The sequence below is a fragment of the Sphingorhabdus wooponensis genome (assembly GCF_003933235.1).
Taxonomy (GTDB): Bacteria; Pseudomonadota; Alphaproteobacteria; order Sphingomonadales; family Sphingomonadaceae; genus Sphingorhabdus_B; species Sphingorhabdus_B wooponensis.
Map to the genome: position 1 here is coordinate 1016841 of NZ_RWJI01000001.1, position 16402 is coordinate 1033242.

17 protein-coding genes are annotated in these 16402 nt (G+C 52.9%); all 17 read right to left on the reverse strand.

Translation table 11 applies throughout. The features are described 5' to 3' along the window. Nucleotides 1-2 precede the first annotated feature (2 nt). From D7D48_RS05050 to D7D48_RS05125, 17 genes are read right to left on the reverse strand one after another with little or no spacing between them, the layout of a single operon-like run. The gene (locus D7D48_RS05050; protein ID WP_125230253.1) at nt 3-275 is read right to left on the reverse strand and encodes a DUF1467 family protein; all 273 of its coding nucleotides are present in this window, start codon (nt 273-275) and stop codon (nt 3-5) included. Next, nucleotides 272-1915, reverse strand: a complete 1644-nt coding sequence (locus tag D7D48_RS05055; protein WP_125230254.1) for a ribonuclease J — start codon at nt 1913-1915, stop codon at nt 272-274. Before D7D48_RS05055 ends, D7D48_RS05050 begins: the two co-directional genes overlap by 4 nt. Then, a complete protein-coding gene (locus D7D48_RS05060; protein ID WP_125230255.1) occupies nt 1912-2697 on the reverse strand; it encodes a type III pantothenate kinase in 786 nt (261 codons plus the stop codon). Before D7D48_RS05060 ends, D7D48_RS05055 begins: the two co-directional genes overlap by 4 nt. Nucleotides 2698-2709: 12 nt before the next feature. Beyond that, complete coding sequence (locus D7D48_RS05065; RefSeq protein WP_245964337.1) at nt 2710-3456, reverse strand: biotin--[acetyl-CoA-carboxylase] ligase; 747 nt, start codon at nt 3454-3456, stop codon at nt 2710-2712. Further along, the gene (nuoN, locus tag D7D48_RS05070; RefSeq protein ID WP_125230256.1) at nt 3423-4865 is read right to left on the reverse strand and encodes an NADH-quinone oxidoreductase subunit NuoN; all 1443 of its coding nucleotides are present in this window, start codon (nt 4863-4865) and stop codon (nt 3423-3425) included. The genes D7D48_RS05065 and nuoN overlap by 34 nt, the downstream gene beginning before the upstream one ends. Then, nucleotides 4865-6427: an NADH-quinone oxidoreductase subunit M gene (locus tag D7D48_RS05075; RefSeq protein ID WP_125230257.1), complete on the reverse strand. Its 1563-nt coding sequence runs from the start codon at nt 6425-6427 to the stop codon at nt 4865-4867. The genes nuoN and D7D48_RS05075 overlap by 1 nt, the downstream gene beginning before the upstream one ends. Continuing rightward, the gene (gene nuoL, locus D7D48_RS05080; protein WP_125230258.1) at nt 6427-8451 is read right to left on the reverse strand and encodes an NADH-quinone oxidoreductase subunit L; all 2025 of its coding nucleotides are present in this window, start codon (nt 8449-8451) and stop codon (nt 6427-6429) included. Before nuoL ends, D7D48_RS05075 begins: the two co-directional genes overlap by 1 nt. Nucleotides 8452-8457: 6 nt before the next feature. Continuing rightward, the gene (nuoK, locus tag D7D48_RS05085) at nt 8458-8763 is read right to left on the reverse strand and encodes an NADH-quinone oxidoreductase subunit NuoK (protein WP_125230259.1); all 306 of its coding nucleotides are present in this window, start codon (nt 8761-8763) and stop codon (nt 8458-8460) included. Then, complete coding sequence (locus D7D48_RS05090; protein ID WP_125230260.1) at nt 8760-9380, reverse strand: NADH-quinone oxidoreductase subunit J; 621 nt, start codon at nt 9378-9380, stop codon at nt 8760-8762. The genes nuoK and D7D48_RS05090 overlap by 4 nt, the downstream gene beginning before the upstream one ends. 12 nt (nt 9381-9392) lie before the next feature. Then, a complete protein-coding gene (gene nuoI / locus D7D48_RS05095; RefSeq protein WP_125230261.1) occupies nt 9393-9881 on the reverse strand; it encodes an NADH-quinone oxidoreductase subunit NuoI in 489 nt (162 codons plus the stop codon). After that, entirely contained in the window at nt 9878-10924 is a 1047-nt protein-coding gene (gene nuoH / locus D7D48_RS05100) for an NADH-quinone oxidoreductase subunit NuoH (RefSeq protein ID WP_125230262.1), read from the reverse strand. The genes nuoI and nuoH overlap by 4 nt, the downstream gene beginning before the upstream one ends. Next, nucleotides 10921-12921 carry an NADH-quinone oxidoreductase subunit NuoG gene (gene nuoG, locus D7D48_RS05105; RefSeq protein ID WP_125230263.1) on the reverse strand — a complete coding sequence of 667 codons (2001 nt, stop codon included), beginning with the start codon at nt 12919-12921 and terminating at the stop codon, nt 10921-10923. Before nuoG ends, nuoH begins: the two co-directional genes overlap by 4 nt. 2 nt (nt 12922-12923) lie before the next feature. Continuing rightward, nucleotides 12924-14219: an NADH-quinone oxidoreductase subunit NuoF gene (gene nuoF, locus D7D48_RS05110; RefSeq protein WP_125230264.1), complete on the reverse strand. Its 1296-nt coding sequence runs from the start codon at nt 14217-14219 to the stop codon at nt 12924-12926. Continuing rightward, nucleotides 14219-14356, reverse strand: coding sequence for a hypothetical protein (locus D7D48_RS10505; RefSeq protein WP_185739784.1), 138 nt, complete (start codon nt 14354-14356; stop codon nt 14219-14221). Before D7D48_RS10505 ends, nuoF begins: the two co-directional genes overlap by 1 nt. After that, nucleotides 14356-15024: a complex I 24 kDa subunit family protein gene (locus D7D48_RS05115; protein WP_125230265.1), complete on the reverse strand. Its 669-nt coding sequence runs from the start codon at nt 15022-15024 to the stop codon at nt 14356-14358. Before D7D48_RS05115 ends, D7D48_RS10505 begins: the two co-directional genes overlap by 1 nt. After that, nucleotides 15017-15196 carry a hypothetical protein gene (locus D7D48_RS05120; protein WP_125230266.1) on the reverse strand — a complete coding sequence of 60 codons (180 nt, stop codon included), beginning with the start codon at nt 15194-15196 and terminating at the stop codon, nt 15017-15019. The genes D7D48_RS05115 and D7D48_RS05120 overlap by 8 nt, the downstream gene beginning before the upstream one ends. Further along, nucleotides 15196-16401, reverse strand: coding sequence for an NADH-quinone oxidoreductase subunit D (locus D7D48_RS05125; protein WP_425452543.1), 1206 nt, complete (start codon nt 16399-16401; stop codon nt 15196-15198). Before D7D48_RS05125 ends, D7D48_RS05120 begins: the two co-directional genes overlap by 1 nt. Nucleotide 16402 lies beyond the last annotated feature (1 nt).

Genomic DNA, 16402 nt, shown 5'->3' on the forward strand with positions numbered 1-16402 from the left:
GCTTAAACGGGTGGGTTAAACAAACCGTCAAAACTGTCCCGATTTATCCAGCCATAGCTATAATTGACGTAATACAGCGCAAACAAAGCAGCGGACAGCATTGTCGTTCGCAGCAATATTTTTCGTGGCTGAAAATTACCCGGCGCGCTGTCCGCTTGGCCAGGTGTCTTTGGAAGGCCGAGTTCGTCATGTGTGCGTACGCCAATCGGCAAAATGACGAACGCGGTCATCACCCAAAATAGCAAATAAATGGCAATAATCGAGGTCCAGGTCATGCGGTCTCCACTATTAAAACATCCACAATAGGTTTTTTGCCCGTCCAGCTTACCGCCACACGGCGAACGGCTAAACGTACAGTTTCGCGCAACTTGTCATAGTCACCACGATGGTCTTTCACGGCTTTCACCGCAGCAGCTGTGGCCTCTTCCAGAAAATCTTCAAGATCTTCCTCAATTGGTACACCATGCAAACGGATCTCAGGGTTGCCTAGCATCCGGTCTTTAGCATCCAGCGCGAAGGCTACTGAAATCAGCCCATACCATGAAAGGCGGCGACGTTCGTTCAACGTGGCACCATCGGCCGCAATGATGGTGTCGCCATCAAGGATCAAACGGCCAGTGCGTTCTTTACCAATGATTTTCGGTTCGCCAGGCGCAAGGCGCACCACATCACCATTGGACTGCACAACGGCCTTTGGAACGCCGTGCGCACGCGCGAAGCGTGCTTGTTCCGCCATATGCCGGCGCTCACCATGTACGGGAATCAAGATTTCTGGCCGAACCCAGTCATACAGCGCGGCAAGCTCTGGCTGACCTGGGTGGCCGGACACATGGACATGCGCCTGCTTTTCCGTGACCGTCAGAATGTTGCGTTCGGCAAGCTTGTTCATAATTACACCAATGGCGATTTCATTGCCCGGTATCTGCTTCGAAGAGAAAATGACTGTGTCGCCTTCTTGCAGTTTCACGGGGTGGTTGCCCTCGGATATGCGCGCCAAAGCGGCCCGCGCCTCGCCCTGCCCGCCCGTCGCGACGACCATAACGTCGTGCCGCGGCAGGCTATCAACGCTTTCCATATCCACCGTCTTTGGCATGTCTTTTAAATAGCCATTCGCCTGCGCCGCTTCAATAATGCGGTGCAGCGAGCGGCCCGCAAAACATAGGGTGCGGCCGCTTTCGCGTGCTACCTCGCTTAAGGTCTGCAATCGCGCTGCGTTAGAGGCGAAGGTGGTTACAACCACCCTGCCCTTGGCAGCCTTAACGGACTTGAGCAGATCATCTTTAACGCTGCCTTCGCTGCCGCTGGTTTCTGGATTAAAGACGTTGGTGGAATCACACACCATCGCCAACACTTTGCTGTCGCCAATCGCAGTCAGAGTTTCTTGGGTCGATGGTGTGCCCAATACAGGGCTAGGGTCCAGTTTCCAGTCACCCGTGTGGAAAATCTTTCCGTAAGGCGTATTGATGAGGCAAGCACTCATCTCAAGGATTGAATGCGCTAAGGTGACGAATTTGAAGTCGAACGGCCCCAACGTAAACGCACCCTCCATCGGGATTACGTTTAGCTCCACAATGTCGGCGATGCCTTCTTCTTCCAACTTGCCGCGAATGAGTGTTGCCGTGAACGGTGTTGCATAGAGCGGCACGCCCAAATCGGCGGCAAAATAGGCAACTGCGCCAATATGGTCTTCATGGCCATGCGTCAGCACGATACCCAACAAGTCATCCTTGCGCTTTTCAATAAATTCCAGATCAGGCAGAACAAGATCAATTCCGGGATATTCCGAATTTGCAAAGGTTAGGCCCAAGTCGACCATCACCCATTTTCCCTCGCAACCATATAAATTGACGTTCATTCCAATTTCGTTGGATCCGCCAAGGGCAAGGAAAAGCAGTTCATTTTTTGGGGTCGTCATGAGTTAATGTCTCTATTCCTGTATAAAAGCGCCAGCCCCCGCAGCGTCAAATCGGGCTCTACCCGGTCAAATAAATGGCCATGCTGCTGAAACAATATGGCCAAGCCACCGGTTGCAATGACCGACACCGGTTCGCCAATTTCAGCTTTCATCCGTGCGAGGATCCCTTCGATCATCGCCACATAGCCCCAATAGATGCCAATCTGCATTTGTCCAACAGTCGTTGTACCAATTACGCTTTCATTTGGTGGTGGTTCGATTGCAATTCGCGGCAACATGGCTGCGGCGGCATAGAGCGCATCTAGCGAAAGATTGACGCCCGGTGCGATGCTACCGCCGCGATAAGAGCCATCTGGTCCAACATGATCAAATGTTGTGGCTGTGCCAAAGCTGATGACGATCTTGTGACCGTCTGCCAAGGAATGGGCGGCAATGGCATTCACGGCGCGGTCCGCGCCAACGGCGTGCGGTTCAGCTACGCGCAATTGAATGCCCCAACCGACACTGCCGCGTCCAGCAACTAAGGCCTCACACCCGAAATAGCGTGTCGCTAGCAATTGCAAATTATGCAAAGCGCGCGGAACGACCGTTGCAATAATGACCGCCTTCACATCTGCACGATGAAAGCCTGCCATCTGGATCAATTGGTCCAACCAAACCGCATATTCATCGGCGGTGCGCCGTGCATCTGTCGCAATGCGCCATCTTTGCACTATTTCGCCAGCGTCATTGACCAATGCAAATTTCACATTGGTGTTACCTGTATCAATTGCGAGCAGCATAGCCCACCCCTGCTAAATTAGAAAAACGTCGGCAGCGTGAATGGCACGAATTGAACCATCCGCCAAGCGGAGCTGCAATGCACCATCATCATCAAGACCAGCATAAAGGCCATCCACTTCTTCGCCATCGGGCAGCTTTGCCGACAAGGCTGTGCCGCGTGGATGGGCGTGCCCTTCCCAATGGCGAACGATGGCTCCCAAACCCGACAGCCGCCAGATATTGAGATAGCGCGCGAATGCGTCAGCTAAGATCTCGAGAGCCGTTTGGGCATCTGGCGGCGTTCCACCAAGCGTCAATAGGTCCGACACCTTCCGGTCCAGATTTTGCGGGTGCCAGACAAGGTTAAGGCCAATACCCACAACGACAGCATCTGCAGCACGCTCCAACAATATGCCGCATAATTTTGAACCATCATGCGTCAGAATGTCGTTGGGCCATTTGAGGCGGATATCGACTTGTGGCGCCATATGCCGGACGGCATCATAAGCAGCAACTGCCGTTACAAAAGCAAGCCCAGCGGGCGAAGGGTCACTATCACGCAAGCGCACGATGACGCTGGCAAAGAGATTCCCTTTCGGGCTTTCCCAACTGCGGCCAAGACGTCCACGCCCGCCATCCTGCGCATCTGCGCGAAGCCATAGGCCTTCAGGAGCACCTTGCGTCGCGCGTATCAGAAGATCCGCATTCGTTGATCCCGTGAGCGCGACTTCTTCAAAAATGGGCGTCAGAACAGCGCCCTCGCAGCATAAGCTGTCCAAACCCCAAGCGCAGGTATCGCAAAATACCCCAAGGGTGAATTTGCAGCAGCCAATAGGCCGCCTGTCCAGACAAGAACCTTGTCATCGCTTTCAATAATGACATCCGCTGCGTCATCAAAATACATGACCTTGACGACTTTCAGATAATAAAATGCACCAATGACGGATGCCGTGATGCCAATGACGGCTAATGGCAACAGACCAGCTGCCACTGTGGCGTTAAACACTACGAGCTTGCCCCAAAAACCGAACAATGGCGGAATACCGGCGAGGCTGAACATGAAAATGGCTAAAGCCGCGGCGAGCGCAGGCCGCGTCTTGGACAGACCGGCGATATCAACAAACTCTTCACGATAGCCGCCGTTTTTATCCTTCAACTGCATTAGGCAAATGAAGCTGCCTAAGGTCATGGCGACATAAATGACTAGATACACAAGCATGGCAGAAATGCCATGCTCTGTTCCCGTCGCAAGGCCAATCAAAATGAAGCCAACATTGTTGATTGAGCTATACGCCATCAGGCGTTTCAGATTTTGCTGACCAATGGCACCAACTGCGCCGATAATGATCGACATCAATGCGACAGCGATAATGATTTGCTGCCAAACCAATATTTGCGAGCCAAATGCCTCAAGCACGATACGGATTGTCAACGCAATTGCCGCAACCTTAGGCGCGCTGGCAAAGAATGCAGTAACGGGTGTCGGCGCCCCTTCATAAACATCTGGCGTCCACATGTGGAACGGCGCGGCACTAATTTTGAAGGCAAGCCCCGATAGGATGAAAACGATACCGAAGATCAAGCCAAGGCCGACTTCCTTATCCATAGCGGCGCCAATTGCGGCAAAACTTGTGGAGCCGGCAAAGCCATAAACCAAAGACGCGCCGAACAAGAGCATGCCGCTGGCCAATGCGCCAAGGACGAAATATTTAAGCCCGGCTTCAGCTGAACGGCCGTCAGAGCGCACAAAGCTTGCAAGAACATAGGCCGACAAGCCCTGCAGCTCTAAACCAATATATAGTGAAATCAGGTCAGTTGCTGAGACCATCACGGCCATGCCAATGCAAGACAGTAAGATAAGCACAGGATATTCGGCGCGCATAGCACCCGCATTTTCCAAGAAGCGCGGCGCAATCATCAATGCGATGGCGGCAGCAATGAAAATTAATATCTTGGAGAAATTACCAAATGCATCATTGATTAACAGACCGTCAAAAGCAGATGCGTCTGTGGCATTCATCATAGCGGTGACAACAAATGCTGCGGCCGCGCCAAGAGCCGTAACTGCCAATATACTGATCAAGCGACCAGCCTGTTCACGCCACGCAGCCACAAGTAAAAGGCCAAGCGCGGAGAAGGTCAGGATGATTTCCGGACGGAGTAATGCGAGAGAAGCGTTCAGTTCCATTATTTATGGCTCCCCTCAGCCATGTTTTTTTCCGTATGATGCATTACGCGATACCGCGCGGTTGTTGGATCGACTAATTTCAGTTTGCTATCACCTGCAGGTGCAGCGCGTTCGACGCGCTCTACTATTGTGGCCACGTCACGGCGAATGGGTGCCAGAAATGTCTCAGGATATACACCCATCCACAACACCACGACAGCAATCGGCGCGAGAAGCCACATTTCGCGGCCATTAACGTCCGACATCGCTGCAGCATCGGCATTGACTTGCGGACCAAAGGCGATGCGGCGGTAGAGATATAGCATATAGCCTGCACCCAAAATGATACCGGTGGTTGCGATGAATGTGGCCCAAGTGGAAACCTTATACGCTCCGGCAAGGCTCAAAAATTCACCCACAAACCCGCTGGTGCCGGGCAAGCCAACGCTCGCCATTGTAAACAGCATGAATAGCAAAGCATATTTGGGCATATTGACGCTGAGGCCACCATAACGACTGATCTCACGCGTATGCAGGCGGTCGTAAATAACGCCAACACACAAGAAGAGGGCGCCCGATACGAGGCCATGGCTCAACATCACAATGATCGCGCCTTCAATACCTTGTTGGTTGAAGGTGAAGAGGCCAACAGTCACAATGGCCATATGCGCGACCGACGAATACGCGATCAGCTTTTTCATATCGTGCTGCACCAATGCAACGAGCGAGGTGTAGACTACCGCAACCATCGACAGGCCAAAGACTAACGGAATGAAGTAAGCGCTCGCCTCTGGGAACATCGGTAAGGAGAAACGCAGGAAGCCGTAGCCACCCATTTTCAGAAGCACACCCGCTAATATCACGGAACCTGCGGTCGGTGCTTGAACGTGGGCATCAGGCAACCATGTGTGCACGGGCCACATGGGCATCTTCACCGCAAAAGATGCGAAGAATGCAAACCACAACCATGTCTGCGCTTCTGCAGGAAAATCTGTGTTCAGCAATGTTGGAATATCCGCGGTGCCAGCAAATTGGATCATCCAAAGCATCGCAATCAGCATCACGAGTGAACCAAGCAATGTGTAGAGGAAGAATTTGTACGAAGCGTAAATGCGGTCCTGCCCACCCCAAATGCCGATGATGAGATACATCGGAATTAGGCCTGCTTCAAAGAAGATGTAGAACAGCAGCAAATCCTGCGCCGCAAAAACGCCAATCATCAGCGTTTCCATCAACAGGAACGCGGCCATATATTCACCGACGCGTTTCTGGATGGATGTCCAGCTAGCACCAATACAAATCGGCATCAGGAATACCGAAAGCATAATCAATGTTAGCGAAATGCCGTCAATGCCAAGCCGCCAACCAATGGGGCCGAACAAGGTCGCGCTTTCGGTAAATTGCCATTGCGCGCCCGCGGGATCATAGCTGATCCAAAGCACGACGCCGAGAACAAGATTCAACAATGTCGCCGACAGCGCAATAATACGCGCTAGCTCTGCGCGTACAAACAAGCACAAAGCTGCTGCCACCACCGGGATGGCTAACATGATCGAAAGGATAGGAATATCTGCGGCGTTCATTATGCTCTCACCATCATCCAGCTCACCGCGATGACTAAGCCAAGAAGCATCACAAGCGCATATGTATAAAGATAACCCGACTGCATTCGCACAGCCAATTTGCTACCAAGGGACACTAAAGCGGCCGAACCATTGGGCCCAAAACGGTCAATGATGCCGATATCTCCTTGTTTCCAGAACAGACGTCCAAACCAAAATGCAGGACGCACGAACAAGAAATTATAGAGTTCGTCAAAATACCATTTATTGAGGAAGAAACGGTAAATCGGCGCAAAAGTCGTCGCTAAACGTTGCGGTGCATCTTTCGACAACTGGTACATGACATAGGCTGTTACCAGACCAATAAGCATGGCAACGGTCGATGACAATTTCACCCACAAAGGCACTTCATGCATAGCATGCATCAGATGCGTGTTGAAATAGAGCGTGCTATTTGCCCAAAATGCTTGCCCTGCCTCCGCATCAATAAATGCATTGTGGAAGACAAAACCTGCAAAAATGGCGCCTACCGTCAACAACGCCAAAGGCGTCAGCATTGGCCAAGGGCTTTCATGTGGATGATAGCCCGCCGTCCCGTCATCTTTCGCGCCATGCGCATGTGCGTCATGGTCATGATTGTCGTGCATAGCATGTTGTATATGCTCCGATTGTTCCCAGCGCGGCGTGCCAAAGAAGGTCAGGAACATGAGGCGCCAGCTGTAGAAGCTCGTTAGAAGCGCGGCTAGTACGCCAATGGCAAAGCCGTACATGTGGAAGGTAGATTCACTCGCAAACGCAGCTTCAATAATTGCATCTTTTGAATAGAAACCAGCAAATCCGCCAACACCAAGGATACCTACACCCGTTATCGCCAAAGTGCCTGCCATCATGGCCCAGAATGTCAGCGGGATATGTTTCCGCAAACCGCCATAATAACGCATATCCTGTTCATGGTGCATCGCATGGATCACCGAACCTGCGCCCAGGAACAACAACGCCTTGAAAAAGGCATGGGTGAAGAGATGGAACATCGCCGCACCATAAGCGCCGGTACCGGCAGCAAAGAACATATAGCCCAGTTGCGAGCAGGTGGAATAAGCGATGACGCGCTTGATATCGTTTTGCACAAGACCAACTGTTGCAGCGAAGATGGCTGTCGTCGCGCCCACGATCGTAACGACATCGAGGGCGAATTGGCTGGTCTCAAACAAGGGCGACAGGCGGCACACCATGAACACGCCGGCGGTCACCATAGTTGCTGCGTGAATTAATGCCGAAACGGGCGTTGGCCCCTCCATCGCGTCCGGTAACCATGTATGCAGACCAAGTTGCGCCGATTTACCCATCGCACCGATGAACAGCAATATACACAGCAAGCTCATGGTATCGACGCGCAGCCCCAAAAAGCCGATGCTTGAACCGACCTTATCCGGTGCGGCAGCGAGAATTTCCGGGATCGAAACGGTGCCAAACAACCAGAATATGCCGAAAATGCCGAGCATGAAACCGAGGTCGCCAACACGGTTGACGACGAACGCTTTGATCGCCGCAGCATTTGCGCTCGGTTTCTTGTACCAGAAACCAATCAACAAATAAGACGCAAGGCCAACACCTTCCCATCCGAAGAACATTTGTACCAGATTGTTGGCGGTGACCAACATCAACATCGCAAAGGTAAACAGCGACAGATACGCAAAAAAGCGCGGCTGATCGGGATCTTCCTCCATATAGCCCCAGCTATAGAGATGTACGAGCGCCGACACGCTGGTGATGACCACGAGCATGACGGCGGTTAGGGCGTCGACGCGCAATTCCCAGTCAAAAGTCAGATCGCCCGACTGCACCCATGTCATCACGGGTTGGACATAAGCGGTTTCGCTACCGTTCAAAAAACCGATGAAAATCGGCCAGCTCAGGAACGCAGCAATAAACAAGCTAGCAGTAGTGATAGTCTTGGCTGCCAAAGCGCCAATAAAGCGCTGCCCTAGCCCTGCGACAAGCGCAGCAAGAAGCGGCAGGAAAACAATGAAATGGATTGCAGTCACAGGATGTTACCCCTTCATCCGGTTGACGTCATCAACGGCGATGGTGCCACGGCCGCGGAAATAGATAACTAATATCGCAAGGCCAATCGCGGCCTCACCTGCGGCCACGGTCAACACGAACATGGCAAAAATTTGTCCGGTTAGGTCGCCTAAAAAGACACTGAACGCGACAAGATTGATGTTAACTGCAAGCAATATAAGTTCGATCGCCATCAGGATAATGATGACATTCTTGCGGTTCAGGAAAATGCCAAGCACGCCCATCACAAACAAGATGCTGCTGACCACGAGATAATGTTCGATACCAATCACAGCTCAATCCCCTGCCCGACGGGCTGATTAACATTGCGCGTCGCGTCTTCTGGACGGCGCTGGACCTGGCTGCTGATGTTCTGACCGCGCGTATTATGGCTGCGGCGATGTGTCAGAACAATTGCGCCGACCATCGCGACCAACAGGATCAAGCCTGCCGTTTCGAACAAGAAGACATATTTACTGTAGAGCAAGGCGCCAATGGCCTCGATATTTGGTACTGTCGGCGATACCGTCGCAACGCCTGCCTCAGGCGTGCCAAGCTGCACGGCACCGGCCTGATATGCGCCGATACCAAGCACCAGTTCAGCCACCAAAACAATTGCAAGTAAAAGCCCAAGCGGGACATTCTTGATAAATCCTGCACGCAATTCAGCAAAATCAATATCAAGCATCATGACCACAAACAGGAACAAGACCGCAACCGCGCCGACATAGACAATGACCAACAACATCGCGATAAACTCTGCGCCGATTAGGACCATAAGGCCTGCCGCGTTGAAGAAGGCAACAATCAGCCACAGCACACTGTGTACCGGGTTGCGCGCAAAAATGACCATCGCCGCAGACGCTATGACGATGCTTGCAAAGATATAGAAAGAGACAAGTTGGATCACTATGGGTCGCCCTTAACGATAGGGTGCATCGGCGGCAAGGTTCGCGGCAATCGCCCGTTCCCATTTCGCGCCGTTGTCGAGGAGCTTGGCCTTATCATAGAGCAATTCCTCACGTGTTTCTGTTGCGAACTCGAGGTTCGGGCCTTCGACAATGGCATCGACCGGGCATGCTTCTTGGCAAAAACCGCAGTAGATGCACTTCGTCATATCAATGTCATAGCGCGTGGTCCGGCGGCTACCGTCATCGCGTGGTTCGGACTCAATGGTAATGGCTAAAGCAGGGCAAACCGCCTCACATAATTTACATGCGATGCAGCGTTCTTCCCCATTGGGGTAACGACGCAGCGCATGTTCACCACGAAAACGTGGGGAAAGCGGGTTCTTTTCGAACGGATAATTGATCGTCGCCTTACGCTTGAAGAAATATTTCAAGGTCAACATGTGCGCCTTGACGAATTCCCACAAAGTGAAGGTTTTGATGAGATGCGCGATGGTAGTCATGCGAAATGTCCTGTGAACATAAGATAGCCGCTTACCAAAAAGACCCAGAAGAGCGAGATTGGCAGAAACACTTTCCAACCCAAACGCATCAATTGATCATAACGGTAACGCGGAACAGTCGCCTTTACCCAAGCAAAGATGAAGAACATCAGAAGGATTTTAGCGAAGAACCAGATGATGCCTGGAACGGCGTACAATGGAGCCCAGTCAACCGGCGGCAAGTAACCGCCCCAGAACAGGATAACGTTCAGCGCGCACATTAACAGGACGTTGGCATATTCACCCAACCAGAACAAAGCGAAAGCCATGGAGGAATATTCGGTTTGATAACCGGCAACCAATTCACTTTCCGCTTCGGTCAAATCGAAAGGCGCGCGCGCAGTTTCCGCCATTGAACTGATGAGGAACATCACCGCAATCGGGAACAGCAAGGGATTAAAGGCATAGGCATTGATGAAGCCAAAAATATGACTGCGTTGCCCTTCAACAATACCGCCTACATTGAAAGTGCCAGCCCAAAGGACGACGCATATCAAAATGAAGCCAATAGAGACCTCATATGATATCATCTGCGCTGCTGCGCGCATCGCCGAATAAAAAGGATATTTGGAGTTGGATGCCCATCCCGCAATAACCACGCCATAAACACCAAGGCTACTAATCGCGAGAATGTAGAGTAAGCCAACATTGATATTCGACAGCACGACGCCGTCGGCAAAAGGAATGACGGCCCACGCCATGAGCGCAACAGTGAAGGTAATGATCGGCGCGATTAGGAATAGGCCTCGGTTCGACGCGCTAGGGATGATCGTTTCTTGTAAGAAAACCTTCAAACCATCGGCGAAGGATTGCAGTATTCCGAAAGGTCCAACGACATTGGGGCCCCGGCGCAATGCAAAAGCGGCCCATAATTTACGTTCCGCATAAATGATGAGCGCAACGGCCAACATCAGCGGCAGTGCAATAAGCAGAATGCCAGCGATGGTCGCGGTGAACCATGCCGCTTCGTAACTCATGCCGAGATTTTGGAAGAAGGATGTCATTCCGCTGCCTCCAAAATTTGCGTGCCATACAACAATTCCGCTGAGCATCTTTGCATCGTTTCAGACGCGCGGCAAATCGCGTTGGTCAGGTAGAAATCCTTAATGGGATAATCTGCAATCTTGCCGCTCACATCCGCTGAAAGCGATGGTTCCGACCAGCCATAATCCGCCAGTCCTTCTACACCCAAAGCGGGCACAGCCTTCGTCATTTCGGCGCGCAAGGCATCTAGGCTGTCAAATGGGAGGCGCTTGCCCAGCACATCGGACAAAGCACGGAATATGGCCCAATCTTCGCGCGCATCTCCTGGCGGGAACACCGCGCGCTCGCCGCGTTGCACGCGGCCTTCCAAGTTTACATAGGTACCCGATTTTTCGGAATATGCTGCGCCAGGCAAAATAACATCGGCATGATGTGCGCCATTATCGCCATGGTGGCCGACATAGACTTTGAAGCTGCCGGCGAACAGGCTGTAATCCACCTCATCCGCACCAAGGAAAAACGCTAGCTTGGGCTGCGCCGCAGCGAGCTTCTTTATGCCACCATCATGCGCATAACCGAGCATGAGGCCACCCATACGGGCCGCTGCAAAGTGCAAGATGTTGAAACCATTCCAATCGTCGCGCACCAGCTTATACTTTTTGGCAAAAGCCAATGCCGCACCGTGCACACCATCATAACGCAACGCACCGCCGCCGACGATAATCGCCGGACGTTCAGCAGTCTTCAGCGCATCGGATAAAGCCTTGGGCGCTTTTGTTAACGCACTCAGGTCATCGCCGAGCCATTCGACCTTATAGGTCAGGTCGGTCACGGGTCCGATAGCAAACACCTTTGCCTTGCGCTTGCGAATAGCCTTTTGAATGCGGGTATTCACCAACGGTGCCTCTCGCCGCAAATCGCTTCCGACCAACAAGATTACGTCAGCATTTTCAATGCCAGCTATCGTGGTGTTGAAATTCACCGCAGACAGCGACGATGTGTCATATGCAAGGCCCGTCTGGCGCCCCTCCAACATCGACGTGCCAGCCAATTCGCGCGCGGCGAACATAGTTTCACAATCAACCTGATCACCCGCCAGTACCGCCGCTTCACCTGTCCAATGCGCCTTGATAGCGTCAAAGGCCTCAGCCCAGTCGGCGGCGACCAGCTTTCCATCCTTGCGGATATAGGGCTTGTCCAAACGGCGATGCGTCAGGCCGTCAACGGCATGGCGCGTTTTATCCGACGCCCATTCTTCATTCACATCATCATTGATACGCGGCAAGGCGCGCAATACGGCCCGGCCCCTGCTATCGAGACGGATGTTGGTGCCAACGGCATCCATCACATCTATGCTTGGCGTCTTCTTCAGTTCCCACGGGCGCGCCTCAAAAGCATAAGGCTTTGACGTCAATGCACCAACGGGACACAGGTCAACGACATTGCCCGATAGCTCGCTTTGCATAGCGTGCTCTAAATAGGTCGTGATCTGCATATTTTCGCCGCGACCAATCGCGCCGATTTCTTCAATGCCGGCTACCTCTTCCGCAAAACGGACGCAGCGTGTGCACTGAATGCAACGCGTCATTGCCGTTTTAACCAGCGGCCCCATATATTTTTCGGACACCGCGCGCTTGTTTTCATCAAAACGAGACGCGCCGCGCCCATAAGCCACACTTTGGTCCTGCAAATCGCATTCGCCGCCTTGGTCGCAAATTGGGCAATCCAACGGGTGGTTGATGAGCAGAAACTCCATCACCCCTTCGCGTGCCTTTTTAACCATCGGCGTATCGGTGCGGATGATCTGACCTTCCGTGGCCGGCAAAGCGCACGACGCCTGTGGCTTTGGTGGACCGGGTGCAACCTCAACCAGACACATGCGGCAATTGCCCGCAATGGACAGCCGTTCATGATAACAAAAGCGCGGAATTTCCTTCCCCGCCATCTCACACGCCTGCAACACAGTCGCGCCTGCGGGGACTTCCAGTTCTAATCCGTCTACGGTCACTTTAGGCATGTTTACTCCGCCGCCTCCAGCATATTGTCGCCCTTGGCGTCATTAATCCGGCGTTCCATCTCTGGACGGAAATGCTTGATCAGCCCTTGAATTGGCCAAGCGGCGGCATCACCGAGCGCGCAAATGGTGTGTCCTTCGACCTGTTTGGTAACATCATACAAAGTATCAATATCGCCAATGTCAGCATCGCCAGTGCGCATCTTTTCCATCACGCGCCACATCCAACCTGTGCCTTCACGGCAAGGCGTGCATTGGCCGCAGCTTTCATGCTTGTAGAAATAGGAAAGCCGCGAAATTGCGCGCACGATGTCAGTGGACTTGTCCATCACGATGACCGCCGCCGTGCCAAGGCCGGAACCAACAGCTTTGCAGCCGTCAAAGTCCATCGGCACGTCCATCATCATCGCCGCAGGGACCAATGGAACCGACGAACCGCCGGGGATCACAGCGAGCAGATTGTCCCAACCACCTTTTATACCACCGCAATGCTTCTCAATCAGTTCGCGGAAGGGGATGCCCATTTCTTCTTCAACAACGCATGGCTTTTCGACATGGCCGGAGATTTGGAACAGCTTTGTGCCATGGTTATTTTCGCGACCAAAGCTTTTGAACCATGCAGCGCCGCGCCGCAGGATCGTTGGCACGACCGCAATGCTCTCGACATTGTTGACCGTTGTCGGGCAACCATAGAGCCCTGCCCCCGCAGGAAATGGTGGTTTCAGGCGTGGCTGACCCTTTTTGCCTTCCAAGCTTTCAATCATCGCGGTTTCTTCACCGCAAATATAGGCACCCGCGCCGCGATGGACGAACACGTCAAAGTCATAACCCGACTTCGCGGCGTTCTTGCCCAACAAGCCTGCGGAATAGGCCTCCGCGACTGCCTTTTCGAGAACTTTGGCTTCGAAAATATACTCGCCGCGAATGTAGATATAGGCCGCACGCGCGCGCATCGCGAAACCGGCAATCAGCGCGCCTTCAATCAGCTTATGCGGATCATGTCGGATGATCTCGCGATCTTTACATGATCCAGGCTCGGATTCGTCAGCGTTGATGACGAGAAAATTAGGACGCTCGGGCGTCGGCGCCTTTGGCATGAAGCTCCATTTCATACCTGTCGGGAACCCTGCGCCCCCGCGACCACGCAGACCGGAAGCTTTCACTTCCTCAATTATAGCATCCTGCCCAACCTTCATCAGGTCAGCGGTTTTATCCCAATCGCCACGTTTCTGCGCCGCCTTCAGGGCAAAATCCTGATAGCCGTACAGATTGGTAAAAATGCGGTCTTTGTCAGCGAGCATCAGCCCAAACCTCCAAGAAAAAACCAAGCTGCTCCAGCGATAAGCAAGCCAATAACGGCAAGCTTAATAACGCCCTTGAGCAATTTCCACGCGACGAACGCGGCGATGAGAATACCGATGAGAGGGAGAAATTCCATTAATACTCCCCCCGATAATCATGGTTCTTGTCGACCATCGCGTGCAAGGTCGTTGCTCCGCCATAAGGCTCCACCGTGTGGCGACCCGGCAGCTGCGTGCCGACCTTCGGCTGCTTGCCCTCGGCCAAGTCGTTAAGGATAGCGGTCATGCTACCATAATCGAGATCTTCATAATTATCGTCGTTGATCTGAACCATCGGCGCAGATGCGCAATTGCCCATGCACTCGACTTCGTTCAGCGTGAACATGCCGTCCGGCGTCGTCGCACCTTTGACGAGACCGCGACTCTTGCACGCCGCCATAATATCATCGGACCCGCGCAACATGCATGGCGTTGTGCCACATACTTGCACATGGAAACGGCCAACAGGCGCAAGATTGTACATGGTGTAGAAGGTCGCGACTTCGTACGCCCGCATATAAGGCATGTCCAAATAGCTTGCGACATATTCGATTACAGGAACGGGCAACCAACCCTGCGTATGGGTTTCTTCGCCAACCTGACGTTGCGCCAAATCAAGCAGCGCCATCACCGCCGATTGCTGACGTCCTGCAGGGTAACGACCGATATACATATCGGCTTGCACCTTATATTCCTTCGAAAATGCGAATTTACCCCATTTGGCACGGGTTTCGGCTTCATCCGGGATGTGTACTGCGTCAGCCATGTGCTTCTTTCCGTCCCCAAATCCGCCCGATATACGCGCCAAACATCATGGCGGCAGCGGTCGAACCCACTTCCTTTGCCGACACCTCGGCATGAAACAAATACAGATAAGCCGCGACCAACGCGACCGAACCAAGCGCCGCCGATGCCAAAAACATAAGCTCACGCGTCATCAGCGGTCACACTCCCCAAACACGATATCGAGCGCGCCTAAAATCGCGGTCGTATCCGCCAACATGTGCCCACGGCTCATGAAATCCATAGCTTGTAGGTGCGAAAAGGCCGTCGGACGAATTTTGCAACGATATGGCTTGTTGCTACCGTCAGCGACCAAATACACCCCAAATTCGCCCTTGGGGCTTTCGGTGGCGACATAGACGCTGCCTGCAGGCACTTTAAAGCCTTCAGTGTAGAGCTTGAAGTGATGGATCAATGCTTCCATCGATTGCTTCATTTCAGCGCGCTTTGGCGGTGCCACCTTGCGGTCGTCGCTGCACACAGGGCCTTCGGGCATTTGCTGCAAGCACTGCTTCATGATGCGGACCGATTGGCGCACTTCTTCGACGCGGACCATGAACCGGTCGTAACAATCGCCGCGTGTGCCGACGGGAATATCAAACTCCATCCGGTCATAGACGTCATAAGGTTGGCTCTTGCGAATATCCCAAGGGATGCCTGCGCCGCGGATCATAGGACCGGAAAAGCCCCATTTGATTGCGTCTTCTTTCGAAACAATCGCAATATCGACATTGCGTTGTTTAAAAATGCGGTTGTCGACCACCAATGACATCGCGTCCTCGAACAAGCGCGGCATGCGCTCGTCCAACCATTCGGCAATATCGGTTAACAGCTTTAACGGCACATCCTGATGCACGCCGCCCGGGCGGAACCATGCCGCATGCATACGCGCACCACTTGCCCGCTCGTAAAAAGCCATGATGTCTTCGCGGATTTCATACAACCATAATGGCGGTGTCATCGCACCAACATCAATGATATGGTGCGCGATGTTCAGTGTGTGGTTCTTGATACGCGTCAGCTCGGCGAACAATACCCGCAGATATTGTGCACGCAGGGGTACCTCCAGATCCAACAGCTTTTCGACCGCGAGCACATAGCTGTGCTCCATCGCCATTGGCGATGCGTAATCCAACCGGTCGAAATAGGGCAAAGCCTGCAAATAGGTTTTATACTCGATCAGCTTTTCGGTGCCGCGATGTAAAAGGCCGATATGCGGGTCAAGCCGCTCAACGATTTCTCCATCCAGCTCCATCACCAAACGCAATACGCCATGCGCTGCGGGGTGCTGTGGCCCGAAGTTAATCGTGTAATTCTGGATCACTTCATCGCCAGTGGTCGGCGCGAGATCTTGCTGCATG